This window comes from Arthrobacter sp. SLBN-112, from assembly GCF_006715225.1.
Taxonomy (GTDB): Bacteria; Actinomycetota; Actinomycetes; order Actinomycetales; family Micrococcaceae; genus Arthrobacter.
Map to the genome: position 1 here is coordinate 3,817,262 of NZ_VFMU01000001.1, position 25,688 is coordinate 3,842,949.

Below are 25,688 nucleotides of genomic sequence, written 5' to 3' on the forward strand. Positions count from 1 at the left end.
CCGGTCAGTCGCCGATGGCGTCCAGCCGCGCCTGCTCATCCATCTCGATGGCGGACTGGATCACCGGTTCCAGGTCCCCGTTCATCACCTGGTCAAGGTTGTAGGCCTTGTAGCCGGTCCGGTGGTCGGCGATCCGGTTTTCCGGGTAGTTGTAGGTCCGGATGCGCTCCGAGCGGTCCATGGTGCGGATCTGCGACTTGCGCTGGGCGGAGTTCTCGGCGTCGATCTGCTCCTGCTGGTGCGCCAGGATGCGGGCGCGCAGGACGCGCATGCCGGCCTCGCGGTTCTGCAGCTGGGATTTCTCGTTCTGCATGGCCACCACGATGCCGGTGGGAAGGTGCGTGATGCGGACGGCGGAGTCTGTGGTGTTAACGGACTGTCCGCCGGGGCCGGAGGAGCGGTAGACGTCGATCTTGAGGTCGTTCGGGCTGATTTCCAGCTCCTCGGGCTCATCAACTTCCGGCAGGACCAGCACGCCGGCGGCGGAGGTGTGGATACGGCCCTGGGATTCCGTAACCGGGACGCGCTGGACGCGGTGCACGCCGCCTTCGAACTTAAGCCGGGCGTACACACCCTCGGCGGGGTCATTCGAGTTGCCCTTGACGGCCACTTGGACATCCTTGTACCCGCCAAGGTCGGACTCGGTGGCAGAAATGATTTCGGTCTTCCAGCCGCGGGACTCCGCGTACCGGGTGTACATGCGCAGCAAATCGCCGGCGAACAGGGCAGCCTCGTCGCCGCCTTCACCGCCCTTGACCTCGAGGATCACGTTGCGGGCATCGTCAGGATCGCGGGGAATCAGCAGGCGGCGGAGCTTGGCGGCGGCAATCTCCAGAGCGGCTTGGAGTTCAGGCACCTCGGCAGCGAACTCAGGATCCTCCGAGGCCATTTCCTTGGCAGCAGCAAGGTCGTCCCGGATGCCTTCCCACTTGTGGTAGGCCTCAACAATGCCATTAAGCTGAGCCGACCGCCGCCCCAGCTTCCGGGCAAGCCGCTGGTCAGCATAAACAGCAGGATCCCCCAGCTGCGCCTGGATAGCATCATGCTCATCAAGCAGGCCCTGTACGGACTCAAACATTTTTCAAAACCTTTCGACGCGCTGGGAAACAGTCTAGTGACGCCCACAGCGGCAGGTGACGTACGGCCGTCGTCGCATATTTTTGCCGGCCAGGGAGTGGCATCGGGCCTGTCGGAGCGTTGCTGCTGACGTACGCAGTATGTCAGCAGCAACGCGAAGGGGCGGGGCCGGCAAAAATATGCGACGGCCCCGCCCCGGATAAAGCTACTTGTCGTTATCCGACTTCGCGCCAAGCGTCGTCTTCTGGACCTGCATGAGGAACTCGACGTTGCTCTGGGTTTCCCGGATCTTGTTGGTGAGCAGCTCAAGGCTCTGCTGGGTCTCGAGTCCGGAGAGGACGCGGCGCAGCTTCCACATGATCTTGACTTCTTCGGGCGAGAGCAGGTTTTCCTCGCGCCGGGTGCCGGACGCGTTGACGTCCACGGCGGGGAAGATGCGCTTGTCCGCCAGCTGGCGGGACAGGCGGAGCTCCATGTTGCCGGTGCCCTTGAACTCTTCGAAGATGACCTCGTCCATCTTGGATCCGGTCTCGACGAGGGCGGTGGCCAGGATGGTGAGCGAGCCGCCGTTCTCGATATTGCGGGCGGCACCGAAGAAGCGCTTGGGCGGGTAAAGGGCTGCGGAGTCCACGCCACCGGACAGGATGCGGCCGGAGGCCGGTGCTGCCAGGTTGTAGGCACGGCCCAGGCGGGTCATGGAGTCCAGGAGGACCACCACGTCCATCCCCATTTCCACGAGGCGCTTGGCGCGTTCGATGGAGAGTTCGGCCACGGTGGTGTGGTCGTCGGCGGGACGGTCGAAGGTGGAGGCGATGACCTCACCCTTGACGGTGCGCTGCATGTCCGTGACTTCTTCGGGGCGTTCGTCAACCAGCACCATCATGAGGTGGACCTCAGGGTTGTTGGTGGTGATCGCGTTGGCGATGGACTGCAGGATGAGCGTCTTGCCGGCCTTGGGCGGGGAGACGATCAGGCCGCGCTGGCCCTTGCCGATGGGGGCAACGAGGTCGATGACGCGGGGACCGATCTTCTTGGGGTCGGTCTCCAGGCGCAGGCGCTCGGACGGGTACAGCGGAACCAGTTTGGCGAACTCTACGCGGTCCTTGAGCTCTTCCGGGGTCTTGCCGTTGACAGACGTCACGCGCACCAGGGCGTTGAACTTCTGGCGGTTGGACTGCTGGCTGCGGTCCTCCCCGTCACGGGGTGCGCGGATGGCACCGACGACGGCGTCGCCCTTGCGGAGGTTGTACTTCTTGACCTGGGCCAGGGAGACGTAGACGTCGTTGGGGCCGGGCAGGTAGCCGGAGGTCCGGATGAACGCGTAGTTCTCCAGGACGTCCAGGATGCCGGCGACGGGCAGCAGCACGTCGTCTTCGGTGACCTCGACGTCGTCCACGTCCGGGCCCTGGTTGCGGCCGCGGCGGCGGTCGTTGCGGTCGCGGAAGCGGTCGTTGCGGGAGTTGTCCCGGTCCTGGCCGCCGGAGCGGTCATTGCGGTCGTTCCGGTCGCGGCGGTTCCGGCGGTTGCGGCGGCTTCCGCCGTCGCTGTCATCGTTGTCGCGGTTGTCCCGGCTGCCTTCACGCTGGCCTGCATCGCGGCTGCCGCTGTTGTCACGGCCGCCGTCCGAGTCGCGGGAGGTGTTGTCGCGGCCGCGGGTACGGCCGCCGTCGCGGCGTTCGGTGCGCTGGCCGGCGTCGCCCGTTTCAGTCGCGGGGGCTTCGGTGCGCTGCTCACCCGAACGCTGCTCACCCGAACGCTGCTCGCCTGAACGCTGTTCGGTGGCGGGCTGCTCTGCCGGAGTTTCCGCCGGGGCCTCCTGGATGACGGCGGCAGCAGCCTCGCTGCGGCGGCGGTTGCGGGTGCGGGGCTGGCGGCGCTCCTGGGCGCCTTCGGTTCCCTCCGTGGTTTCCGCAGGAGCGGCCGACGGCGACTCAACGGTTGCGCCGGAAGGCGCAGCGGGGGTTTCCGCGACGGGAGCTTCGGCAACCGGGGCAACCACACCGTCACTGACGGCGCGGCGGCTGCGGCCGCGTCCGCGGGCACGGGTGCCCTCGGCGGCGGGAGCTTCGGCGGCCGGGGCCTCCGGAGCGGAAGCCGGTGCAGCTGAAGCCACGGCGGTTTCCGGAGCCTTTTCCGCTGACTTTGCGGGGGCCTTGGCGGTGAGTGTTCCTGCACGGTGGGCGGAAATGGCCGAGACCAGGTCCCCCTTGCGCATGCGGGATCCGCCTGAGATACCGAGCTGGCTGGCCAGGGCCTGCAGCTGGGCGAGCTTCAGGCCGGCGAGGCCGCTGCTCTTGGCGGTTGCGGCCGGTGATTCGGCAGCAGAAGTTGTGTGTTCCACAGCTGGCGACAGCTCAGTGGTTTCGGTCACGAAGGATCCTTCCCCCTCGACGGCGTCCAGACTGGGAGCTGGGCGCGATGATTTGATCTGGGCTGCAGTTCAGATCTGCAGCCGGGATTTCGGCCTTGCCGGTTGGATTTCGGCCAGCAGGGCCGGATACTGATTCACCTTGCGCTGCGCCCATGGCACAACGCCGGGCTGACGGTTCAGGGGCAGTTGAATGCTGCAGATTCCTGCGACAGACCAAGCAGGCGGCACCGGAATACATTCACAGTGGTAGATCAAATAGCAACTGAATGCAGGAGCAGATCAGATAGGCGGAATTACCGCCGGTGCAGTTCAACCTTAGCACCTTCGACGTCCACTGCCAGCTTCAGCACGCGCCAGCCAATATCCGGCGTGTTCTCCGCCGTATAGGCCTGGATGAAGGCGAGGGCGTTGCCTGCCTGTTCTTCACCGTTTGCCAGCACCAGGACGGTGGGCCCGGCCCCGGAAACCACTGCAGCATAGCCCGCTTTGCGGAGCGCGCCGATCAAGGCGGCACTGGGCCGCATGGCGTCGGCGCGGTAGCTCTGGTGCAGGTAATCCTCGGTGCCCGGCAACAGGAATTCGGGATTCTGCGTCAGTGCGTGGATCAGCAGGGCGGCGCGGCCGGAGTTCATGGCGGCCGCATGGTGTCCCACGGATGCCGGCAGCAGGGCGCGGGCCGCTTCGGTGGACAGTTCAAAGTTGGGTACCGCCACGATGGGGATCACGGACCCGGCCACGGTGGCACGGGTGCTGCTGTACTGCTCACTGTCCTGCCATGACAGCGCCAGTCCGCCGAAAAGGGCCGGTGCCACGTTGTCCGGATGGCCCTCCAGTTCACTGGTGAGCTGGAGGATCCAGTCCTTTCCGCGCTGGTCTGCGGCCGGCACCATGGCGTTGGCAGCCGAGACTGCGGCCACCACGGCAGATGCGGACGAGCCCAGTCCCCGGCCATGCGGGTTGACGTTGTCGGCAACCACCTTCAGTCCGCCGTGCCGGTAACCCAGCCGCTCAAATGCCGCGTCCATGGCGCGGACCACCAGGTGGCTGGCATCGCGCGGCAGGGTCTCAGCGCCCTCGCCGCGGAGCTCGAACACGAGGTCGTCCGTGTCGAGGCTTTCCACGGTGAGGGTGTCGTGCAGGGCCAGTGCGAGCCCAAGGCTGTCGTAGCCGGGGCCGAGGTTGGCGCTCGTGGCGGGGACCCTGACGGTGACGCGCTGCCCCGGCTCAATCAGGTGCAGTCCGACCGCGGCCTGCGAGGTGGTGTCCAAGGCTATTTTTCTTCCAGTCCCAGCTCAGCGGCAACGGTGACCACATCGTTCGGAACCTTGACGGGCTGGACGTCGCTGCCGTCCTCCGTGCGCAGGGCCCACTGGGGATCCTTCAGGCCGTGGCCGGTGACGGTGATGACGATGGTCTTGCCGGAGGGCACCTCGCCGGCGGCGTGCTTCTTGAGCAGACCGGCTACACCGGCGGCGGAGCCGGGCTCCACGAACACGCCTTCACGGGATGACAGCCAGCGGTGGGCGTTCAGGATTTCCTCGTCGGTGACGGCTTCGATGAGTCCGCCGGATTCGTCGCGTGCGCCCACGGCTCCGTCCCAGGACGCGGGGTTTCCGATGCGGATGGCCGTGGCGATGGTGTCCGGCTCGGTGATGGGGTGGCCCGCCACGAACGGAGCTGCCCCGGCAGCCTGGAAGCCCCACATGGCCGGCGTCCTGGTGGAGACGGCGGGCAGCGTGCCGGATGTTTCGGACTCGAACGGAGCCGAGTACTCCTTGTAGCCCTTCCAGTACGCGGTGATGTTGCCTGCATTGCCCACGGGCAGGACGTGGATGTCCGGTGCATCGCCCAGGGCGTCCACCACCTCGAAGGCGCCGGTCTTCTGGCCCTGGATGCGGGCAGGATTGACGGAGTTGACCAGGAAGACGGGGTAGGACTCCCCCAGCTTGCGGGCGATGTCCAGGCAGTTGTCGAAGTTGCCGTCCACCTGGAGGAGGGTGGCACCGTGGGCGATGGCCTGGCTGAGCTTGCCCATGGAGATCTTGCCTTCGGGCACCAGGACGGCGCACTTCAGGCCGGCGGCGGTTGCGTAGGCGGCGGCGGACGCGGAGGTGTTGCCGGTGGAAGCGCACACCACGGCCTTGGCGCCGGAGGCCACCGCCGCCGTCATGGCCATGGTCATGCCCCGGTCCTTGAAGGAACCGGTGGGGTTCATTCCCTCCACCTTCAGGTAGACCTCGGAACCGGTGAGTTCGGAGAGCTTCTGCGCGTGCACCAGCGGGGTGCCGCCCTCGCCCAGGGTGATGACCCTGGTGGACTCCGTCACGGGCAGACGGTCAGCGTATTCGCGGATGACACCGCGCCATTGGTGAGCCACTTAGACTCCTTCTACCCGCAAAACGGATGTAACTGAATTGATGACGTCCAGGCCCTTCACGGCCTCGACGGTGGCTGCAAGGGCAGCCTCTGACGCGCGGTGGGTGACAATCCGCAGTTCGGCCGACTCCACGTTGGATTCCGAATCCCGGTGGATGGTCTGCCGCATGATTTCGATGGAGACACCGTGCCCGGCAAACAGCTGGGCGATCTTTGCCAGCACGCCGGGCTGGTCGGCGACGTCCAGCCCGATGTAGTAGCTGGTGGTGGCCGCATCGATGGGCAGCGCCGGAACATGGCCGGTGGTGGTTTCGGTGCGTCCCGGACCGCCCAGGACCAGGCGGCGGGCTGCCGAGACGAGGTCGCCCAGCACGGCGGATGCCGTGGGGGTGCCGCCGGCTCCCTGGCCGTAGAACATCAGCTCGCCGGCGTTTTCGGCCTCAATGAACACGGCGTTGAACGCCCCGCGCACAGCGGCCAGCGGGTGTTCGCGCGGCAGCAGCGTGGGGTGGACGCGGACGGACACGCCTTCCTTGCCGTCGGCACCGGTCAGTTTCTCCGCGATGGCCAGCAGCTTGATGACGAAACCGGCATCCTTGGCAGCGGCGATGTCCGCGGCGCTGACGGACGTAATGCCTTCACAGTGGACGTCGTCCAGGGCGAAGCGGGTGTGGAAGGACAACGACGCCAGGATGGCGGCCTTCGCTGCAGCGTCGTGGCCTTCGACGTCGGCGGTGGGGTCCGCCTCGGCGTAGCCAAGGCGCTGGGCCTCGGCGAGGGCGTCGGAGAACTCGGCGCCGGTGGTGTCCATCTGGTCAAGGATGAAGTTGGTGGTGCCGTTGACGATGCCCAGCACCCGGGTGATCCGGTCGCCCGAGAGGCTGTCGCGGATGGGGCGGAGGATGGGGATGGCTCCGGCCACGGCGGCTTCGTAGGACAGCTGGACGCCTGCCTTGTCCGCTTCTTCGTAGAGGGTGGGTCCGTCCTGTGCCAGGAGCGCCTTGTTGCCCGTGACCACGCATGCGCCGTTGCGCAGCGCGGAGAGGATCAGCGTGCGGGCCGGTTCAATGCCGCCCATCAGTTCGATCACCAGGTCGGCGTCCTTGACCAGGGTGTCGGCGTCGGTGGTGAAAAGCTCCTGCGGCAGGTCCACGTCGCGCGGGGCGTTGACGTTGCGCACGGCAATGCCGCTGAGCTCCAGGCGGGCACCGGTGCGGGCGGCGAGCGCGTCGGCGTCCTCAATGAGGATCCGCGCAACCTGGGCCCCAACGTTGCCACAGCCCAGCAGGGCCACTTTCAGCGTTCGCATTTCCGTCATTCAGGCTCCCATGTCGCGGTTCAGCAGGTCTTCTTCGGTTTCCCCGCGGACAATCAGCCGGGCAGATCCGTCGCGCACCGCGACAACGCCCGGCCGGGCCAGATAGTTGTAGTTGCTCGAGAGGGCCCAGCAGTAGGCGCCGGTTCCCGGTACAGCAAGCAGATCACCGGCTGCCACGTCCTCGGGCAGATATACATCTCTAACAACTATGTCGCCGCTCTCGCAATGTTTGCCCACCACGCGGGACAGTTGCGGAGCTGCGTCGGACGTGCGCGAGGCCAGAACGGCCGAGTAATCCGCGTCGTACAGCACCGGCCGGGCGTTGTCGCTCATACCGCCGTCAACCGAAACATACCGGCGCGGATACGTAACGTTGTTGCCCGCGTCACCGTCGGCGGAAGCCGCAGGGGCATCCACGCGTACTGTCTTCAGCGTGCCCACCTCGTAGAGGGTGAAGGTGGTGCTGCCCACGATGGCGCGGCCGGGCTCGATGGAGATGCGGGGCGCGTCGATGCCCAGCTCGGCGCAGGTTGAACGCACGACGGCGGCCATCGCCGTCGCGATTTCTGCTGCGGGGCGGGGGGTGTCCACCGGGGTGTAGGCGATCCCGTACCCGCCGCCGAGGTCCAGTTCGGGCATGGTGATGGAGTACTTGTCCTGCATGGCGGCCAGGAAGCGCAGGAGCTTCTGGGCGGCCAGCGCAAAACCGTCCGGTTCGAAGATCTGTGAACCGATGTGGCAGTGCAGGCCCAGCAGTTCGATGCCGGGGTGTGCTGCTGCCGCCGCCACTGCTTCCTCGGCAGCGGAGAGGCCGGCCTCATCCGTGGTGTCAGCCGCCATGGACAGGCCAAACTTCTGGTCCTCGTGGGCGGTGGCGATGAATTCGTGCGTGTGGGCGTGGACGCCGGGGGTGAGCCGAAGCATGACCTTCGCCTGTTCACCGCGGGCCTGGGCAATGCTGCCTACGCGCTTCAGTTCGGCCAGGCTGTCCACCACGATCCGGCCCAGGCCCATGTCAAGGGCCCGGTGGATCTCGCCGTCGGACTTGTTGTTGCCGTGCAGGGCGACGTCCGCCCCGGGAATCCCGGCCCGGTGGGCAACGGCGAGTTCCCCGCCCGATGCTGTATCCAGGCGCAGCCCTTCCTCCTCCACCCACCGGACGACCGAGGTGCACAGGAACGACTTTCCGGCGTAGTAGACGTCCACTCCCCCGCAGATGTCGGCGAACGCATCATTGAACGCGTCGCTGAAGGCCCTGGCCCGGGCACGGAAGTCGATCTCGCTCATCACGAAAAGCGGCGTGCCGTACTGCCGCTGCAACTCGCTGACGGGGATACCGTCAATGCTGAGTTCGCCATCCCCGTTGCGCGCCACGTCACGGGCCCACATGGGTTGGTGGAGGGCATTGAGGTCAGCCGGAACGGCGAGCCATTCCGGGGCAAGCGGAGAACCCTGTGCTCCTGTGTGCGTCATCAGTCCTACATCCGTTCCGGGGCTGAAACGCCCAGCAGGTCAAGTCCGTTGGCCAGCACCTGGCTGGTGGCGTCGTTGAGCCACAGCCGGGTGCGGTTGAGGTCGGTCACCGCTTCGTCACCCATGGGGGCAATGCGGCAGGCGTCGTACCAGCGGTGGTAGGCCCCCGCGATGGCCTCCAGGTGGCGGGCCACGCGGTGCGGTTCGCGCAGCTCTGCCGCCTTGGCCACGATGGACGGGTAGCTGCCCAGGTAGGACAGCAGCTCGTTTTCGGTGGCGTGGTCCAGCAGCGAAGCCTCGAATGCGGAGCGGTCCACGCCTGCATCCACCGCATTGCGTGCGGCGCCGCGCGAACGGGCATGGGCGTACTGCACGTAGAACACAGGGTTCTCGTTGCTGTGCTTCTTCAACAGCTCCGGATCAAGGGTCAGCGGCGAGTCGGCCGGGAACCGGGCCAGGGAGTAGCGGACGGCGTCCTTGCCCAGCCAGTCGATCAGGTCCTTGAGCTCGATGATGTTGCCGGCGCGCTTGGACAGCTTGGCTCCGTTAACGGACACCAGCTGGCCGATCAGGACCTCGATGTTCATTTCGGGGTCATCGCCTGCAGCGGCAGCGATGGCCTTCAGCCGGTTGATGTAGCCGTGGTGGTCAGCGCCCAGGAGGTAGATCTTCTCGGTGAAACCGCGGTCCTTCTTGGACAGGTAGTAGGCGGCATCCGCGGCGAAGTACGTGGGCTCGCCGTTCGCACGGATCATCACGCGGTCCTTGTCATCGCCAAAGTCCGTGGTCCGCAGCCAGACCGCACCGCCGTCGTCGAACACGTGGCCCTGTTCGCGAAGGCGCGCCACGGCACTTTCGATGGCGCCGGCGTCGTGCAGTTCCTGCTCGGAGAAGAAGACGTCGAACTCCACGCCGAAGTCCGCCAGGGTGGCCTTAATGTCCTTCATCTGCGCTTCGTAGGCGGCGGCGCGGATGACCGGCAGCGCGGCAACCTCAGTGAGTTCGCGGATGTCCGGGTGCGCGGTGAGCACTTCGTGGCCAAGGTCTGCGATGTACTGACCCGGGTAGCCGCCGTCGGGCACGGGAAGGCCGTGCAGCCGGTTGTAGACGGAGTGGGCGAAGGTGTTCATCTGCGAGCCGGCGTCGTTGATGTAGTACTCGGCCGTGACGTCGGCGCCGGAGGCGCGCAGCACGCGGGCGATCGAATCCCCCAGCGCAGCCCAGCGGGTGTGCCCGATGTGCAGCGGCCCGGTGGGGTTTGCGGACACGAATTCCATGTTGACGGTGCGCCCGGCGAGCGCCGTGTTGGTGCCGTAGTCCCTGCCTGCCTCGACGATGGCCTTCGCCAGTGCACCGGCTGCTGCGGCGTCCACGGTGATGTTCAGGAAGCCGGGTCCGGCGATGTCCACGGCGGAGACGCCGTTGATCGACTTGAGGCGGGCGCTGAGCACGCTTGCGAATTCGCGCGGGTTGGTGCCCGCCTGCTTGGCCAGCTGCAGGGCGATGTTGGTGGCCCAGTCGCCGTGGTCCCGGTTCTTGGGCCGCTCCACGCGCACGTCCTCGGGGACTGCTGATGCCGCGAGGGCGATCTCGCCGGCGGCGACGGCGTCCTTGAGGCAGGCGGATATGGCGAGGGAAAGTTCTTCGGGAGTCACCCCTCTAGACTACCGGGGGCCAGTGACAGCAAAGAATTTGGCGCTCCTGGCTGCCGTTCCGGCTGCATCCAAAAGAGTGCGGTGAACCATTCGCGTGGATCCGGCGTTGACTAAACCGTAGCGAAAGTGAACGGTACAGCCCCAAAAGTGAAACGAGAGCCTTCATGAGACCCTCCAGCCCCCAAAGCCCCGCCACCTCCGGCACTGCGTTCCGCAAGAGTCTTTTCGCCGGTCTCGCAGGCCTGTCCCTCGCAGGAACGGTGGCGGGCTGTGCACCGTCCGCGGCGGACAGCACCCCTGGCACCGCGGGGACCCCGGCCGCTCCTGCTTCGGGTTCTTCCGCTCTTGCCGGCAGCGGCGGCAGTTACAAGGACGGCACCTACAGCGCGGACGGGAACTATGTGTCCCCGAACGGCACGGAAACAGTGGGCGTGCAGCTGAAGCTGGCGGCGGGAAAAGTCACGGACGTGCAGATCACCCAGCACCCGTCCAATCCAAACACCCGGAAGTTCCAGGGCCAGTTCGCCGGGGGCATCGCTGCGCAGGTGGTGGGCCGGAACATCGACGAGCTTAACGTTTCCAAGGTTGCCGGGTCCTCGCTGACCAGCGGAGGCTTCAACCAGGCCGTGGACAAGATCAAGGCGGAGGCGCAGTAGGCGGTGCCCCTCGCGGACTGGCAGGACTTTTCGTTCCAGGGCATTGGAACCGCCTGGGAAATCACCACTGCGCAGCCATTGCCCCCGTCCCTTCGCGCACACCTCCTGGACAGGGTTGAAAAGTTCGACGCCGACTGGTCCCGTTTCCGTGCCGACTCACGGGTAGCGGACCTGGCACGGACGCCGGGACGTTATGCCTTTCCGGAGGAGGCCGCCCCGCTGGGCGAGCTATACCGCCTGCTGTACCGGGTCACCGGCGGCGCCATGACCCCGCTGATTGGCAGCAGCCTGGAGCGTCTGGGGTATGACGCAGCGTATTCGCTGCGGCCGGCCGGTCCGCCACTGCCTGCACCGCCCTGGGAATCGGTGCTCAGCTGGTCCGGAGCAGTCCTGACCGCGGACGTTCCCGTGCTGCTGGACATCGGCGCGGCCGGCAAGGGCCTGTTGGTGGACCTGCTGGCCGCGGAACTGGAGGACGCGGGCATTGGCGCATTCATCATCGATGCCAGCGGCGACCTGCTGACACGCGGGGCAGGACCCGTCAGCGTGGCGCTGGAACACCCCTACAACCCGGCACAGGCCATCGGGAAAATCGACCTGGACGGCCGCGCTCTGTGTGCCTCCGCCGCCAACCGCCGGGCCTGGGGCGACGGAATGCACCACGTCCTGGACGGGACCACCGGGGAGCCGGTGCGGACCGCCGTCGCCACCTGGACCCTGGCTGGGACGGCCATGCTGGCCGATGCCATTGCAACGGCCCTGTTCTTTGTTCCCGGCGCCACGCTCCAGGAAACCTTTGATTTCTCCTGGCTGACCGTCTTTTCCGACGGCAGCGCAGCCTACTCCGCCGAATTCGAAGGGACGCTGTTCTCATGAACCCCGTGGAAACGCCGCAGGCCCGCCCGCCCGCGTCCCTGGCCGGCCGGATGGGGACTGCCGTGGGCAGGTTCACCATGTACCGGATTACCCTGGTGGTCCTGGCGGTACTGGCCGGCTACAGCATCCTGCTCAACGTCCTGGGCTGGCTGACGTTCGGCATCCCGGCCATTCTGGTCCACCTGGCACTGTGCCTGGGCCTGACCTACGCCTCCAACCGGGTGCTGGCGGCGCTTTTCCGGGTGAACCCCCATACAGAGTCTTCCCTCATCACGGGGCTGCTGCTCTACTTCCTGTTCTGGCCGTCGCTCCAGCCACTGGACCTGGCCGGGGTGGCACTGGCGTGTGTCCTGGCGTCCGCCTCCAAATACGCCTTGGCGTGGCGTGGCCGGCACATCTTCAATCCTGCGGCCGCCGGCGCCTTTGCCACCGGACTGACCGGTTTGAACATTGCTACGTGGTGGGCGGCGACTCCTGCCGTGCTGTGGCTGCTGGTGCCGGGCGTACTGCTGGTCCTGTACCGGACCCGCAAAGTGCTGATGGCGTCCGTGTTCACGCTGGCGGCCACCGCCGTCATCACGCTGGAACTGCTTCGCTCGGGCATGACGGCGGGAATGGGCATCTACCAGGCCCTGGCACAGCGGCCGGTCCTGTTCTTCGTCGGATTCATGCTGACCGAGCCCCTGACGCTGCCGCCCCGCCGCCGCCAACAGCTGGCGCTGGCCGCCGTGGTGGCGGTGCTCTTTGCAGTCCCGTGGAACCTTGGCTTCTTCGCCAACTCGCCCGAGGCAGCCCTGCTGGCCGGCAACCTGCTGGCCTTCCTGGCAGGCCAGCGCGGGGCCGTGAAGCTCCGGCTCGCCGGTACCCGGCAGCTGACGCCGGCTACCACCGAGTTCTCCTTCGAACCTGCCCGGCCGGTTCGCTTCCTTCCGGGCCAGTACATGGAAGTGGACCTGCCGCAGGCGAGGCCTGATGGCAAGGGCCGACGCCGGGTGTTCAGCCTGACCGGCTCCCCCGGCGGGCGCCTGGTGAAGTTCGCCGTGCGGACGGCCGGCCCCTTGTCCGCGGCGAAGGAGGCGCTCCTGGCGCTGCGGCCGGGCGACGAAGTGGCAGCCACGGCAGTGGGCGGCGATTTTGTCCTGCCGCGCGATCCGCACCGCCCGGTACTGCTCATTGCTGCGGGAATCGGGATCACACCCTTTGTTTCGCATTTGTCCTCCGGGGGCCTGCGGGAGCGGGACGCGGTACTCCTGCTCCTGGCCAGGAGCGCTGACGAAGTGGCCTACGCGGAAGAACTCCGGGATTCCGGCATCCGGGTGCTGGTGCGGACGGCGGACGGTTCGCGGCCGCCGTCCGGACTGGCCTCCGTTGCCGGACGCTCCGGTCCCGGGGACCGGCTCCCCGGGGACCGGCTGGACGGCGAAACCCTTGCGGCACTCGTGCCGGACATCGCCGCCCGCGAGGTCTATGTCTCGGGATCACCGGCGAGTGTTGCGTCCCTTCGCCGCGCCGCGAAGAGCGCCGGTGCCCGGCGGGTCCGGACAGACTCTTTCTCCGGCTATTAAGCCCGCTTCGTCGCCTGCCCTGTCCTGGCGTTGGCCCCGGTTTTCCCATGCGGGCCACCTTCCTGCTAAGCTCTAGGACGTCCCGCCGGGAACGGCAGGAAATCCCGATTGCCCTCGTAGCTCAGGGGATAGAGCGTCTGCCTCCGGAGCAGAAGGTCGTAGGTTCGAATCCTATCGAGGGCACAGAAAACCCCCGTCGCTTCACTGAAGCGGCGGGGGTTCTTTCGTTCCATGCCTTAGCCGGTTCCACCGTGCCGCAGGATCAAAACTTCAGGGCGGCCTCATCCAGCGTGGCCAGGGTCAGCACGGCCTCCTCGACCGTTTCATGGTCTTCCAGCTCACGCTCGATCCGGCGGAGGGTTACGGCGACTTCGTGTTCGGGATGGTCCCCCTGCAGGTCCACGGCCGCCACCAGATACAGCTTGCGGGGTCCCACGAATTCCAGGTGCAGGTAGGTGAGCCGGGCGATGTCCGGGTGCTCCAGCACGCGCCGGGCCATGGACCGTTCAATGTCAGGGGTGACGCCCTGGCCCACCAGGAAGCGCCTGTTCCGGTCGATCAGGACGACGGCGACGACGGCCAGCAGTACGCCCACGGCGATCGAACCGATCGCATCCGGCAACGGTGATCCCGTGACCTGGTGCAGGAACACGCCCACGAATGCCACAACGAGGCCGATCAGCGCGGCAGCGTCCTCGGCGAAGACGGCGCGCAGGGTGGGGTCTGAACTGATGAGTACCTGCTCCAAGGTGTGCCGGTCCAGCTCATGGGCCGCCTTCCTGGTCTGCCGGAACGCCTGGACGAAGGAAATTCCCTCGAAGACGAAAGCCACGGCCAGGACCACATAGGCCACACCGAAATCGGCCGCCGGCTCCGGCTCAATAATCTGCTGGACGCCATGCATGATGGACACCACCGCGCCGGCGGTAAAGAGTCCGAACGCGGCGAACATGGACCACACATAGGCTTCCCGGCCGTAGCCCATGGGATGGCTCTCGTCCCTGGGCCGGCCGGAACGCCGCTCGGCGAAGAACAGGAACACCTGGTTTCCCGTGTCTGCCCAGGAGTGGGCTGCCTCCGCCGCCATGGAAGCCGAGCCCGTAAGGACAGCGGCCACGGACTTCGCCGCAGCCACAAGGGTGTTGGCCACAAAGGCGATGATGACAATCAACAGGGTGGAGCTGGACGAGGATCCCTTTTCGGTTTCAGCCATGCGCCTACCGTACCCACCTGGGCTTGCTGCAGTACCCGGAAGGCTGCCGAATTTCCGGCCGCCGCCTGCCGTTGATTGTCGGTGGCTCCTCTTAAGCTGAAACCACCTAGCTGAGGGAGTACGCCATGCACGTTCAGTTCTGTTCCATCGTTCCGCCCTACCTGTTGCGCCGGCTGGCGCAGCAGGACGCTCCCGGATTCTCTTCCGCGGCCAGCGCTGCGCGGAAGGCCCTGGGCCACGTCGAATCATTCCAGGCCGCACGGGCGCAGGCTGTTCCGGTCCTCCCGCCCGGCCTGCGCCAGGCAAAGCCCGGCCCGGTCAACCGCACCATCTACGATGCCGGCGGCGAAGAGACCCTTCCGGGCAGTCCGGTCCGCAAAGAAAACGGACGCCCCACCGGCGATGCCGCCACCGATGAGGCCTACGACGGACTGGGACACACGCACCGGTTGTATGCCGAGGCTTTCGGACGGGATTCCGTTGACGGACGCGGGCTGAAACTCGATGCCACCGTGCACTTCGGAAATCTGTACGACAACGCTTTCTGGAACGGCTCACAGATGGTGTTTGGTGATGGCGATGGCGATGTCTTTGACCGGTTCACCAAGTCCATCAGCGTTATCGGCCACGAATTGGCGCACGGCGTCACCCAATACTCGGCCGGGCTTGTTTACCGGAACCAGGCGGGTGCCCTGAATGAGTCGATGTCGGATGTCTTCGGTGCGCTCGTTGAGCAGTACGTCAGGAACCAGACCGCCGCCCAGGCCAGCTGGCTGATCGGGGAAGGGCTTTTTACGCCCAAGGTCCAGGGGCTGGCCCTGCGGTCCATGAAAGCTCCCGGAACGGCATACGACGACGACGTGCTGGGCAAGGACCCGCAGCCCGGCTCCATGGACTCCTATGTCCGGACCAGCGCCGACAATGGCGGCGTCCACATCAACTCCGGCATCCCCAACCGCGCGTTCTACCTGGTTGCGGACGCCCTGGGCGGCCATGCGTGGGAGGCGCCCGGCCGCATCTGGTACGAGACCCTTACCAATGGATCGTTGCCGCCGGCAGCAACGTTCACCGTCTTTGCCCGCGCCACGGTACGTGCCGCCACTGACCTTTTTGGTTCGGACTCCAAAGAGCATGACGCCGTACGGGGGGCGTGGGAAACTGTAAAGGTCAAGGTTTAACCACCACCGGCTGCCGGTCACAGGCCGCCGGGCAAGAGGGAAGCCCAGGGGCCAGGCCATGAAGATCAAGGTGGAGCGGAGCGGCGGGTTGGCTGCGGTCACGCGGGTGTGGACCGTCGATGCCCAGTCGGACAGCGACCTCAGCCAGTGGCAGCCCCTTGTCGAGGCCTGCCCCTGGGACGCCGTTCCCAGCACGCCGCGGGCAGCCGCTGCGGCTTTCGCGGCACCGCAGCCGGACCGCTTCATCTACTCCATCTCGGCAGGACAGCGCCGGGCCGCCCTGCCGGAACAGGCCGTCACCGGCCCCTGGCGCGTCCTGGTTGATACCGCACGGGCGGCCGCAGAAGAATCTGCCGGGGGGACCCGGCCGGGGGCTGCCGGAGGCGGTCCGGCCTGAAGGTCCGTGCCGCAGCAGGGAGTCGAATGAAGGGCTGTTTCTGTCCGGCAGTAGACTGTCTGCAGCCATGACTTTTCATATCTCCTATCCCGCCGAGCTGCCGGTTTCCGAGCGCCGCGAGGACCTGATGGCCGCGATCGCCGCCAACCAGGTGACCATCATCGCCGGCGAGACCGGCTCCGGAAAGACCACCCAGATCCCCAAGATGTGCCTGGAACTTGGCCTGGGCGGGAAGGGCCTGATCGGGCACACCCAGCCCCGGCGGCTGGCAGCACGGACCGTGGCCGAGCGCATTGCGGAAGAACTTGGCGTGGACATCGGCCAGGAGGTGGGCTTCCAGGTCCGTTTCACGGGCGAGGTAAGCAAGGCAACCAAGGTCAAGCTGATGACCGACGGCATCCTGCTCGCCGAGATCCAGCGGGACAGGCTGCTGCGCAAGTACAGCACCATCATCATTGACGAGGCACACGAGCGAAGCCTCAACATCGACTTCATCCTGGGCTACCTGAAGCGGATCCTGCCTCAGCGGCCGGACCTGAAAGTCATCATCACCTCGGCCACCATCGATCCCGAACGGTTCGCCAACCACTTCGGCACCCCCGGGAATCCCGCCCCCATTGTCGAGGTATCGGGCCGGACCTATCCGGTGGAAATCCGCTACCGGCCCCTGTCCCAGCCGAAGGCAGAGGACGATGAGGCCTCGGATGATGAACTTGAGGAGGACCGCGACCCCCTGGATGCCGTCTGCGATGCCGTGGACGAACTCGCAGCTGAGGCACCGGGTGACATCCTGGTGTTCTTCTCCGGTGAGCGCGAAATCCGCGATGCTGCAGACGCACTGCAGGCCCGTATCCAGTCCAACCGCAGACTGGCCAACACCGAGATCCTCCCCCTGTTCGCCCGCCTAAGCCTCCAGGAGCAGCACAAGGTGTTCCACCCGGGCGGCAAGCGCCGGATCGTGCTGGCCACCAACGTGGCGGAAACATCCCTGACGGTCCCCGGCATCAAGTACGTCATCGACACCGGCACGGCCCGCATTTCCCGGTATTCACACCGCACCAAGGTCCAGCGCCTCCCCATCGAACGCGTCTCGCAGGCATCGGCCAACCAGCGCTCCGGCCGCTGCGGCCGCGTGTCTGACGGCATCGCCATCCGCCTCTACTCGGAGGAGGATTTCGAATCCCGGCCCCGCTTCACGGATCCGGAAATCCTGCGCACAAACCTCGCTGCCGTCATCCTCCAAATGACCGCCATGGGCGTGGCGAAAGGCCCCAAGGACGTTGAGGAGTTCCCCTTCGTCGAGCCGCCGGAAACCCGGGCCATCAACGACGGCGTCACCCTCCTTCGCGAACTGGGCGCCCTGGCTCCCCCACGCTCCCAGGGAAAGGGCGGCAGGCCCGAGGCAGGCGGCGGACTCACCGCCGTCGGACAGAAACTCGCCCAGCTGCCTGTCGATCCCCGGCTGGGCCGGATGATCGTGGAAGCCGGGAAACGGGGCTGCGTCCGCGAAGTCATGGTCCTGGCGGCCGCCCTGACCATCCAGGACCCGCGTGAACGGCCCACGGACAAGCAGCAGCTGGCCGCGGAAAAGCACAACCGTTTCCGGGACGAGAACTCGGACTTCACCGGCTACCTCAATCTCTGGAACTACCTGCAGGAGAAACAGCAGGAGCTGTCGTCGTCAGCCTTCCGCCGGTTGTGCCGCGCCGAATTCATCAACTACCTGCGCGTGCGGGAATGGCAAGACCTTTTCGCCCAGTTGCGCCAGCTCGCCCGGCCGCTGGGGATTTTCCTGGACAACAAGCGCCTGGCCGATCCGGCGGGCAACCATGACGGGATCCACATCAGCCTGCTTTCCGGGCTGCTGAGCCACATCGGGATCCTGGACGAGCGCAAGCGCGAATACGCCGGCGCCCGCGGCAGCCGGTTCGCGATCTTCCCGGGCTCCGCCTTGTTCAAGAAGTCCCCCACGTTCGTCATGGCAGCCGAGCTGGTGGAAACCAGCCGACTGTGGGCGAGGGTGGCCGCCAAATTCGATCCCCTGTGGGCCGAGCAGGTGGCGCCGGACCTGGTGAAGCGCAGCTACAGTGAACCGCACTGGTCCACCCGGCAGGGCGCCGTGATGGCCTACGAAAAGGTCACCCTCTACGGCGTTCCCATCATCGCCCAGCGGCGGATCAATTACGGCACGGTGGACCCGGTGGTGGCCCGGGAACTGTTCATCCGCCACGCACTGGTGGAGGGCGACTGGAAGACCCACCACAAGTTCTTCCACCGCAACCAGGCGCTGCTGCACGAGGTGGAGGAACTCGAGGCACGGATGCGCCGCCGCGACCTGCTGGTGGACGACGAGACGCTGTTCGAGTTCTACGACGCCAGGATCGGCCCCGACGTGGTGTCCGAACGGCACTTCGATAAATGGTGGAAGGACGCCCGCCGGGAGAACCCCGACCTCCTGGATTACGACAAGTCGCTGCTGCTCAGCGACGACGCCGACGACCTTGATGAAGCGGCATACCCCAAGACCTGGCTGCACAAGGGCTTCGAGCTTCCGTTGACGTACGAGTTCCACCCCGTCGCCCCGGGCTCGCCGCCCAATCCGTCCGACGGCGTCACGGCAGAAGTTCCTGTCCTGTTCCTCAACCAGCTGGATGACGGTCCGTTCCGCTGGCTGATCCCGGGCCAGCGCGTGGAGCTGGTGACGGCGCTGATCAAGTCGCTCCCCAAGCAGATCCGGAAGAATTTCGTTCCTGCCCCTGATGTTGCCCGGCAGGCGGTGGCCTTGCTGGAGTCGGACTTCGATCCGGCCAAGGATGAGCTGGAGCCGTCGCTGGAGCTCGCGCTGCGGCGGATCCGCGGTGCCATCATCCCGCCCGGTTCCTGGAACTGGGATGCCGTGCCTGCCCACCTGCGTGTGAGTTTCAAGGTGGTGGACAGCAAGGGCAAGGTCCTCGGCGAAGGAAAGGACCTGGCGGAACTCCAGGAGAGGCTGGCCCCCGCCACCCGGCGTGCCATTGCCGAATCGCTCGGCGCCACCCCGGCCTCCGCCGCGCCCGGCGGCAAGGGGCAGCGCGGGAACGGCAAGGCGCCCGACGCCGGGGCACCCGGACGGCAGCAGGCGGCCGGGGTGCCGGGAGCCGCCGCCGCGGCCGGGTTCGTGGAGCAGGAGGGCCTAAAGGAATGGACCTTCGGCACCGTCGAGCGCCAGGTGAGCAGCATGGTCAAAGGCCACACGGTTACCGGCTACCCCGCACTGGTGGACAAGGGCGCGTCAGTGTCGCTCCGGGTCTTCCAAACGCAGGAGGAACAGCTCGACGCGATGCGGGCTGGTGTCATCCGCCTGCTGGCCCTGCGGGTTCCGGCGCCGGACCGCTATGTCCTGGAGCATCTGAGCAACACGGAAAAGCTCACCTTCAGCCAGAACCCGCACGGCTCGGTGTCCGCCCTGATTGCCGACTGCGCGCTGGCGGCCATCGACAAACTCACGCCCGCGGACCTCCCGTGGGACCGGAAGGCCTTTGACCAGCTCTATGAGGTGGTGCGCGCCGAACTGATCGACACCGTCTTCACGGTGACCGCCGTGGTGGAGCGCATCCTGGCCAGCACCCGCCGGATCGAAAAGCAGCTCAAGGGCACCACCAGCCTCGCCCTGATCAGCGCGCTGAACGACATCAAGAGCCAGATGGAGCAGCTGGTGTATCCGGGGTTTGTGGCACGCACGGGCTACGCACAGCTCAGCCAGCTGCCCAGGTACCTGGCGGCCATCGAGAAGCGGCTGGAACGCCTGCCCGGCAACGTCCAGCGCGACGCCCTCAACATGGCTGCGGTCCAGCGGCTTGAGGACGATTACGACCATGCCGCTTCGGCACTTCTGCCCGGACGCCGTGCGGGACGTGAGTTAACCCAGGTGCGCTGGATGATCGAGGAGCTTCGGGTGAGCCTGTTCGCCGTCGAGCTCGGCACGGCCTATTCGGTATCCGAAAAGCGGATCCGCGCCGTGCTCAACAAAGCACTGGCCCCCGCCTAGCGGCGGCCAGCCACCAATGAGAGGAATCCAATGAAGCTCACGCTTGCCCAGGGCCCGGCAGGGACCGAGATTGCCGGCCTCGGCCACGCCCAGCCCTCGCGCATCATGGACAACCATGAGCTCGAAGGCATGATGGAGACGAGCGACGAATGGATCCGCCAGCGCACCGGGATCGTCACACGGCGCATTGCCGGCGAGGGCGAGACCGTGGTGGATCTGGCCATTCCAGCGGCCCGGATGGCTCTGGCTGATTCGGGCGTCGCGGCCGGGGACATCGATCTCGTGGTGGTGGCCACCACCACGGCCGCCGAACGCTCCCCCAACACCGCAGGCCGGGTGGCGGACGCGCTGGGGCTGGGTCGGGACGGCCGCGGCCCGGGAATCATGGACGTCAACACGGCCTGTTCGGGTTTTGAGTACGCCCTTGGCGTGGCCGACCAGGCCATCCGCAGCGGAAGTGCCTCCCACGCGATCGTGGTCGGCGCCGAAACCCTTTCGTCGGTGACCGACTGGACGGACCGCGCAACCGCCATACTCACCGCCGACGGCGCCGGCGCCGCCGTCGTGCGCCCTTCGGGGACGCCCCGGATCGGCCCGGTGGTGTGGGGTTCGGAGGGCGGCATGGCCGACGCTGTCCGGATCTCTCCGCCCTCGGGAAGGTTTTCGCAGAACGGGCGCGAGGTATTGCGCTGGGCCCTGACCAAGGCGCCGGAACGTGCCCGCGAAACGGTGGCCAAGGCCGGGCTCACCTTGGACGACATCCAGGTCCTGGCCGCCCACCAGGCCAACCTCCGCATCATCGAGCCGCTCGCGGAGGCACTGGGGCTCACGGACCGGATCGTTATCACCGATGTCACCGAGTCGGGGAACACCTCCGCCGCCAGCGTGCCGCTCGGACTGAGCAAATGGTGGCACTCCGGGCGGATTCCGGCGAACGTCCCCGCATTGCTTTTCGGCTTCGGCGGCGGCTTCACCTACGCCGGCATGGTGGCGATGACCCCGCGCCGGGACTGATGTCCCTGCCCGGCTTATCCCTGGCCGCCGGGTACGAACTCCCCGTACCCGGCGGCGCGGAGGCCTTCGCGCAGCTTCTCTGCGTTGGCGTCCAGGACGGCAGGGTCCGGGTTCTGGTCCGCGGAGCCAAAGTCGAAATCGGCCATGCTTTGCGACGGCCACACATGGACGTGCAGGTGGTTGACTTCATAGCCCGCCACGATCAGGCCCGCCCGCCGGGCCCCGAAAATGTCCACCTGGACCGCGCCGATGCGCCGTGCCACTTCCATGACTTTGGCAAGGGTTTCCGGCGACGCGTCCGTCCAGCGGTCCACTTCCTCGGTGGGGACCACCAGGGTGTGGCCGTCGGCGAGCGGGCCGGTGGTGAGGAACGCCGAAACGTCGTCCTCGCGCCACACAAACCGGCCGGGAATCTCTCCCCTGATGATCTTCGTGAACAGCGTGCTCATGCGTCTGCCTCCTCGGCGGCTGTGTGCAGTGTGCCGGCGTCCAGCACGAACCGGTACTTTACGTCTCCTGCGACCATCCGGTCGTAAGCTTCATTCAGCCTGCCGGCGGACACCACCTCGATGTCGGCCACCACGCCGTGCTCAGCACAGAAATCCAGCATCTCCTGGGTTTCGGCGATACCGCCAATCAGGGATCCCGCATAGGCGATCCTGCGGCGGATCAGGGCACCCGGGTTGACCGGGGGCATGGCTTCGGAGGGCAGCCCCAGCTGGAACAATGCCCCGTCCACCCGCAGCGTGCGGAAGAAGGGGTTCAGGTCGTGGGGGGCGGCAACGGTATCGATGATGAGGTCCACGGTGCGGTCCGCGGCGGCCATGGCGGCTTCATCGCGGGACAGGACAACCCGGTCCGCGCCCAGCTCCAGCGCCGCCGCCACCTTGGACTCCGACGTGGTAAACACCACCACCTTCGCTCCCATCGCCTTTGCAAGCTTGACGGCCATGTGGCCGAGCCCGCCAAGTCCGACGACGCCCACCACGTCCCCTTCCCCGGCGTCGAAATGCCGCAGCGGCGAGAAGGTGGTGACGCCGGCGCACAGGAGGGGCGCGACGGCGGCCGGGTCCAGTGACGCCGGTACGCGAAGGACGTAGCGGCGGTCCACCACGATGGACGAGGAATATCCACCCTGGGTGATGGCATCGCCGTTCCGCCGGTCCTTCGCCCCGTAGGTGCCGGTCATGCCGTTTTCGCAATACTGCTCCAGGCCGTCAAGGCAGCTGTCGCATTCGCGGCAGGAGTCCACCATGCAGCCCACACCCACCCGGTCGCCCGCGGCGAAGTCGGTAACGTCAGAACCCACCCTGCTGACGGTTCCCACGATTTCGTGGCCGGGAACCAGCGGGTACGCCTGGCTGCCCCATTCTCCGCGGGTGGCGTGCACATCGGAGTGGCAGAGCCCGCAGAACTCGATCGCGATTTCCACGTCGTCCGGCTTGGGAGCACGCCGGTCCACGGTCAGCGGCACCAATCCACTGTCCGGGGAGACTGCACCGTAGGCTGCGGCGCGCACGCCGGCGTCTTCCGCGGGCGTACCCGTGCGGTTGGCAGGGCTCAGGGGTTTGGCGAGGGGCGGCGGTACGGGGCGTCCTGGTGTCATAGTGCGACCGTACCCTCGCCGCCGGCGGAGTTTCCAGCCGGCCTTCCGGCATCTCCGGTCTCTCCCGCCGCGGCACCCGCTTCCGGTCCAGTGGCCACCGGCAGTTCCGGCCGGTTGGACCACTCCGAAAAGGAGCCGGGGTACAGCGCGGCCGGGATCCCCGCGAGTTCCAGCGCAGCCACCTCATGGGCTGCCGTCACGCCGGAGCCGCAGTAGACGGCCACGGGCCGGCCGGCAGCGACCCCAAGGGATTCGAACCGCCGCCGCAGCTCTGCCCGGGAAAGGAACCGCCCGCCGTCGTCCACGTTCCCCGTGGTGGGGGCACTCAAGGCTCCTGGAATATGGCCGGCCCGGGGGTCAACGGGTTCAACCTCGCCCCGGTACCGTTCCCCTGCCCTGGCATCGAGCAGCAGGCCATGGCGCGGCCAGGCGGCGGCAGCCCCGGCGTCGACCACCGGCATGTGTCCGCTGCCCAGCTCCGCGTCACCCGGCGCGGGATGGACGGGGCCCGCTTCGACGGGCAGGCCTGCGGCACGCCACGCGCCCAGGCCGCCGTCGAGCAGGTAAACCTTGTCCAGGCCGGCATCACGGAGCATCCACCACACCCGGGCGGCGGCCATGTTCGAGCTGTCATCGTAGGCCACCACCACGTCGCCCCTCCTGATGCCCCAGCGCCGGGCCGACTCCTGGAACTGTCCGGCGGACGGCAGGGGGTGCCGTCCCCGGTCAGGAACCGCCGGATCCGAAAGCTCGGAGGCCAGGTCCACGAACACCGCGCCCGGCAGATGCCCGGCGAGGTAGTGGTCGCGGCCGTGGGAATCGCCCAGCACCCAGCGCACGTCCAGCAGCACCGTGCGGTGCCCGGCGGCCAACCTGGCTTCCAGGGCGGGAACGTCCATCAAGGGTTTCATCGGTGCTCCTTCTATTGCATGGGGCGGCCGATGCGGAACATCGTACCTGGCCGGCCAACGGTCCCACTCTAGACGGGCTGCTCCCGGTGCCGCGGGTAGGCTGGACTGGTGACGATTGAGGGCAGCACCGGCAGGAACCATGACGGCTCGGACCGGGACTGGGCCGACCAGGCCATCGTGACCATCAGGGCCGAAAACAACCGCTCCGCGGACACCCACCTGTACTCCGTGCCGCTGCCCGAACAGTGGGGCATCCAGCTGTACCTCAAGGACGAATCCACCCACCGTTCCGGCAGCCTGAAGCACCGGCTGGCCAGGTCCCTGTTCCTGTTCGGCCTGGTCAACGGCTGGATCCGGGCGGACACCACCATCGTGGAGGCCTCGAGCGGCAGCACGGCGGTCTCGGAAGCCTACTTCGCCCAACTGCTGGGGCTCCCCTTTGTTGCCGTGATGGCACGCACCACCAGCCCGGAAAAAATCGCGTTGATCGAAAAATTCGGCGGCTCCTGCCTGCTGGTGGAGAACGCCTCGGATGTCTATGCCACGGCGGAGGAAGTGGCCGCCACCTGCAACGGGCATTACATGGACCAGTTCACGTTCGCGGAGCGGGCCACGGACTGGCGCGGGAACAACAACATCGCCGAATCCATCTTCGGCCAGCTCAGCCTGGAGCAGCACCCGGTGCCGGAATGGATCGTGGTGGGCGCCGGCACGGGTGGAACCAGTGCCACGATCGGCCGGTTCCTGCGCTACCACAGCCATGCAACACGCTTGCTGGTGGTGGACCCCGAGAACTCCGCGTTCTATCCAGGCTGGCTGGGGGAAACAGCCGGACGCCCCACCCGCCCCTCGCGGATCGAAGGGATTGGCCGGGCCCGGATGGAGCCGAGCTTCATCCCCTCGGTGATCGACCGCATGGTCCAGGTCCCGGATGCCGCCTCGATCGCCGCGATGCGGCACTTGGACTCTTTCGCCGGGCTGCACGCGGGCCCGTCCACGGGCACCAACCTGTGGGGAGCTTGGCAGACGGTGGCGCAGATGCTGTCGGAGGGCCGCCGGGGCAGCGTCGTCTCCTTGATGTGCGACGGCGGCGAACGGTACGCGGGGACCTACTGGAACCAGGACTGGCTGGCTTCCCGGGGGCTGGATCCCGCGCCGTACGAGGCAGTGATTTCGCGCTTCCTGGACACCGGCGAGTGGACCGGCGCTCCTGCCTAAACCTCCACGGATTCGCGGGCCGCCAGGTGCCGGTACTCGGTGCCGTACTTGGCGCCGATCCGCTTGACGTGGCCTTCAACGATGCCCAGGCCGTTCTCATTGAGCAGCCCGTCATGGATCTGGAATGCGCGCGGCGCCCGCACCCCGATGACGAAGTCCACCACCTCGGCGGATTTGCTCCACGGCGCGTGCAGCGGGACCAGGAGCGTCCGGACCGGGATTCCGTCCGGGATGACGAACGAGTCCCCCGGGTGGTACACGTTGCCGTCCACCAGGAAACCGATGTTCGCCACCACGGGGATCTGCGGGTGGATCAGGGCATGCTGGCCGCCGAAGCTGCGGATATCGAAGCCGGCTGCCTGGAAGGACTGGCCGGGTTCCACCGTGTGGATGCGGTCTGCCGCAGCCGGAGCTTCCCCCCGCAATTGTTCGGCGACGCCGTGCGGGGCGTACAGTACCAGGCCCTGGTCTCCGTCAAGGGCGGCCACCACGGCCTTGATGTCGATATGGTCCGGGTGTTCGTGGGTCACCAGGACGGCCTGCGCCCCGGACAGCGCCTCGGCTGATTCGGAAAAGGTGCCGGGGTCCAGGACCAGGACCCTGCCTTCCTTCTCGAGCCGGATGCAGGCGTGGGTGTATTTGGTCAGCTTCATAGCGCCAGCCTAGGGTCCGCCCCGGAATCGTGTCCACGGACCCTGCCGTCCCCGGCCCCGCCGCCGAAGCTCCGGCTGGTAATCTTGGTGTTTGCCCCCCACGG

Annotated in this window: 20 protein-coding genes and 1 tRNA gene; 9 read left to right on the top strand and 12 right to left on the bottom strand. The window is 67.0% G+C overall.

From position 1 onward, the window contains the following. Positions 1-4: 4 nt before the first annotated feature. From prfA to argS, 7 genes are all read right to left on the bottom strand, one after another. Positions 5-1,078 carry a peptide chain release factor 1 gene (gene prfA / locus FBY33_RS17570; RefSeq protein ID WP_142031635.1) on the bottom strand — a complete coding sequence of 358 codons (1,074 nt, stop codon included), beginning with the start codon at positions 1,076-1,078 and terminating at the stop codon, positions 5-7. A 204-nt stretch (positions 1,079-1,282) separates the two neighbouring features. Next, a complete protein-coding gene (gene rho / locus FBY33_RS17575) occupies positions 1,283-3,448 on the bottom strand; it encodes a transcription termination factor Rho (protein ID WP_142031636.1) in 2,166 nt (721 codons plus the stop codon). Between the two features lie 293 nt (positions 3,449-3,741). Then, positions 3,742-4,716, bottom strand: coding sequence for a homoserine kinase (thrB, locus tag FBY33_RS17580; protein WP_142031637.1), 975 nt, complete (start codon positions 4,714-4,716; stop codon positions 3,742-3,744). Positions 4,717-4,718: 2 nt separating this feature from the next. Continuing rightward, on the bottom strand, positions 4,719-5,825 hold the full coding sequence (gene thrC, locus FBY33_RS17585) for a threonine synthase (protein ID WP_142031638.1): 1,107 nt from the start codon (positions 5,823-5,825) through the stop codon (positions 4,719-4,721). Then, positions 5,826-7,142, bottom strand: coding sequence for a homoserine dehydrogenase (locus FBY33_RS17590; protein WP_142031639.1), 1,317 nt, complete (start codon positions 7,140-7,142; stop codon positions 5,826-5,828). Further along, on the bottom strand, positions 7,143-8,615 hold the full coding sequence (lysA, locus tag FBY33_RS17595) for a diaminopimelate decarboxylase (RefSeq protein ID WP_142031640.1): 1,473 nt from the start codon (positions 8,613-8,615) through the stop codon (positions 7,143-7,145). Positions 8,616-8,620: 5 nt separating this feature from the next. Next, positions 8,621-10,270, bottom strand: coding sequence for an arginine--tRNA ligase (gene argS / locus FBY33_RS17600; protein ID WP_142031641.1), 1,650 nt, complete (start codon positions 10,268-10,270; stop codon positions 8,621-8,623). A 164-nt stretch (positions 10,271-10,434) separates the two neighbouring features. Between argS and FBY33_RS17605 the strand changes: the two genes are divergently transcribed. The 4 genes from FBY33_RS17605 (at position 10,435) to FBY33_RS17620 (ending at position 13,550) form a co-directional block, all read left to right on the top strand. Next, entirely contained in the window at positions 10,435-10,926 is a 492-nt protein-coding gene (locus FBY33_RS17605) for an FMN-binding protein (RefSeq protein ID WP_200831418.1), read from the top strand. Positions 10,927-10,929: 3 nt separating this feature from the next. Next, on the top strand, positions 10,930-11,802 hold the full coding sequence (locus tag FBY33_RS17610; protein WP_142031642.1) for an FAD:protein FMN transferase: 873 nt from the start codon (positions 10,930-10,932) through the stop codon (positions 11,800-11,802). Beyond that, positions 11,799-13,367 (top strand): ferredoxin--NADP reductase, encoded by a 1,569-nt coding sequence (locus FBY33_RS17615; protein ID WP_142031643.1) that lies wholly within the window; start codon positions 11,799-11,801, stop codon positions 13,365-13,367. Before FBY33_RS17610 ends, FBY33_RS17615 begins: the two co-directional genes overlap by 4 nt. 110 nt (positions 13,368-13,477) lie before the next feature. Further along, a tRNA-Arg gene (locus FBY33_RS17620) sits at positions 13,478-13,550 on the top strand. Between the two features lie 79 nt (positions 13,551-13,629). Here FBY33_RS17620 and FBY33_RS17625 read toward each other — a convergent pair. After that, positions 13,630-14,580, bottom strand: coding sequence for a cation diffusion facilitator family transporter (locus FBY33_RS17625; protein ID WP_142031644.1), 951 nt, complete (start codon positions 14,578-14,580; stop codon positions 13,630-13,632). 125 nt (positions 14,581-14,705) lie between these two features. Here FBY33_RS17625 and FBY33_RS17630 point away from each other — a divergent pair, with 125 nt between their 5' ends. The 4 genes from FBY33_RS17630 to FBY33_RS17645 all read left to right on the top strand — a co-directional run bounded on the left by FBY33_RS17630 (position 14,706) and on the right by FBY33_RS17645 (position 21,196). Further along, on the top strand, positions 14,706-15,758 hold the full coding sequence (locus FBY33_RS17630; RefSeq protein ID WP_142031645.1) for a M4 family metallopeptidase: 1,053 nt from the start codon (positions 14,706-14,708) through the stop codon (positions 15,756-15,758). A 58-nt stretch (positions 15,759-15,816) separates the two neighbouring features. Beyond that, entirely contained in the window at positions 15,817-16,155 is a 339-nt protein-coding gene (locus tag FBY33_RS17635) for a protealysin inhibitor emfourin (RefSeq protein WP_142031646.1), read from the top strand. A 67-nt stretch (positions 16,156-16,222) separates the two neighbouring features. Continuing rightward, positions 16,223-20,182 (top strand): ATP-dependent RNA helicase HrpA, encoded by a 3,960-nt coding sequence (gene hrpA, locus FBY33_RS17640; protein WP_142031647.1) that lies wholly within the window; start codon positions 16,223-16,225, stop codon positions 20,180-20,182. Positions 20,183-20,212: 30 nt separating this feature from the next. Continuing rightward, complete coding sequence (locus tag FBY33_RS17645; RefSeq protein ID WP_142031648.1) at positions 20,213-21,196, top strand: beta-ketoacyl-ACP synthase III; 984 nt, start codon at positions 20,213-20,215, stop codon at positions 21,194-21,196. Positions 21,197-21,210: 14 nt separating this feature from the next. Here FBY33_RS17645 and FBY33_RS17650 read toward each other — a convergent pair whose 3' ends face one another. The 3 genes from FBY33_RS17650 to FBY33_RS17660 are packed head-to-tail and all read right to left on the bottom strand — an operon-like array spanning position 21,211 to position 23,713. Further along, complete coding sequence (locus FBY33_RS17650; protein ID WP_142031649.1) at positions 21,211-21,645, bottom strand: HIT family protein; 435 nt, start codon at positions 21,643-21,645, stop codon at positions 21,211-21,213. Beyond that, a complete protein-coding gene (locus FBY33_RS17655; RefSeq protein WP_142031650.1) occupies positions 21,642-22,802 on the bottom strand; it encodes an NAD(P)-dependent alcohol dehydrogenase in 1,161 nt (386 codons plus the stop codon). The genes FBY33_RS17650 and FBY33_RS17655 overlap by 4 nt, the downstream gene beginning before the upstream one ends. Beyond that, the gene (locus FBY33_RS17660; RefSeq protein WP_142031651.1) at positions 22,799-23,713 is read right to left on the bottom strand and encodes a sulfurtransferase; all 915 of its coding nucleotides are present in this window, start codon (positions 23,711-23,713) and stop codon (positions 22,799-22,801) included. Before FBY33_RS17660 ends, FBY33_RS17655 begins: the two co-directional genes overlap by 4 nt. Before the next feature lie 108 nt (positions 23,714-23,821). Here FBY33_RS17660 and FBY33_RS17665 point away from each other — a divergent pair, with 108 nt between their 5' ends. Further along, a complete protein-coding gene (locus tag FBY33_RS17665; protein WP_142031652.1) occupies positions 23,822-24,931 on the top strand; it encodes a PLP-dependent cysteine synthase family protein in 1,110 nt (369 codons plus the stop codon). Here FBY33_RS17665 and FBY33_RS17670 read toward each other — a convergent pair. Further along, the gene (locus FBY33_RS17670) at positions 24,928-25,584 is read right to left on the bottom strand and encodes an MBL fold metallo-hydrolase (protein WP_142031653.1); all 657 of its coding nucleotides are present in this window, start codon (positions 25,582-25,584) and stop codon (positions 24,928-24,930) included. The genes FBY33_RS17665 and FBY33_RS17670 overlap by 4 nt on opposite strands. Positions 25,585-25,688: the final 104 nt, after the last annotated feature.

What these genes read in the sequence shown, in the direction of transcription:
- prfA (WP_142031635.1), bottom strand. Translation starts at nt 1,078, where the DNA reads ATGTTTGAGTCCGTACAGGGCCTGCTTGATGAGCATGATGCTATCCAG.
- FBY33_RS17590 (WP_142031639.1), bottom strand. Translation starts at nt 7,142, where the DNA reads ATGACGGAAATGCGAACGCTGAAAGTGGCCCTGCTGGGCTGTGGCAAC.
- FBY33_RS17625 (WP_142031644.1), bottom strand. Translation starts at nt 14,580, where the DNA reads ATGGCTGAAACCGAAAAGGGATCCTCGTCCAGCTCCACCCTGTTGATT.
- FBY33_RS17605 (WP_200831418.1), top strand. Translation starts at nt 10,435, where the DNA reads ATGAGACCCTCCAGCCCCCAAAGCCCCGCCACCTCCGGCACTGCGTTC.
- FBY33_RS17655 (WP_142031650.1), bottom strand. Translation starts at nt 22,802, where the DNA reads ATGACACCAGGACGCCCCGTACCGCCGCCCCTCGCCAAACCCCTGAGC.
- hrpA (WP_142031647.1), top strand. Translation starts at nt 16,223, where the DNA reads ATGACTTTTCATATCTCCTATCCCGCCGAGCTGCCGGTTTCCGAGCGC.
- lysA (WP_142031640.1), bottom strand. Translation starts at nt 8,615, where the DNA reads ATGACGCACACAGGAGCACAGGGTTCTCCGCTTGCCCCGGAATGGCTC.
- FBY33_RS17670 (WP_142031653.1), bottom strand. Translation starts at nt 25,584, where the DNA reads ATGAAGCTGACCAAATACACCCACGCCTGCATCCGGCTCGAGAAGGAA.
- FBY33_RS17635 (WP_142031646.1), top strand. Translation starts at nt 15,817, where the DNA reads ATGAAGATCAAGGTGGAGCGGAGCGGCGGGTTGGCTGCGGTCACGCGG.
- FBY33_RS17645 (WP_142031648.1), top strand. Translation starts at nt 20,213, where the DNA reads ATGAAGCTCACGCTTGCCCAGGGCCCGGCAGGGACCGAGATTGCCGGC.
- FBY33_RS17650 (WP_142031649.1), bottom strand. Translation starts at nt 21,645, where the DNA reads ATGAGCACGCTGTTCACGAAGATCATCAGGGGAGAGATTCCCGGCCGG.
- FBY33_RS17660 (WP_142031651.1), bottom strand. Translation starts at nt 23,713, where the DNA reads ATGAAACCCTTGATGGACGTTCCCGCCCTGGAAGCCAGGTTGGCCGCC.
- FBY33_RS17615 (WP_142031643.1), top strand. Translation starts at nt 11,799, where the DNA reads ATGAACCCCGTGGAAACGCCGCAGGCCCGCCCGCCCGCGTCCCTGGCC.
- FBY33_RS17630 (WP_142031645.1), top strand. Translation starts at nt 14,706, where the DNA reads ATGCACGTTCAGTTCTGTTCCATCGTTCCGCCCTACCTGTTGCGCCGG.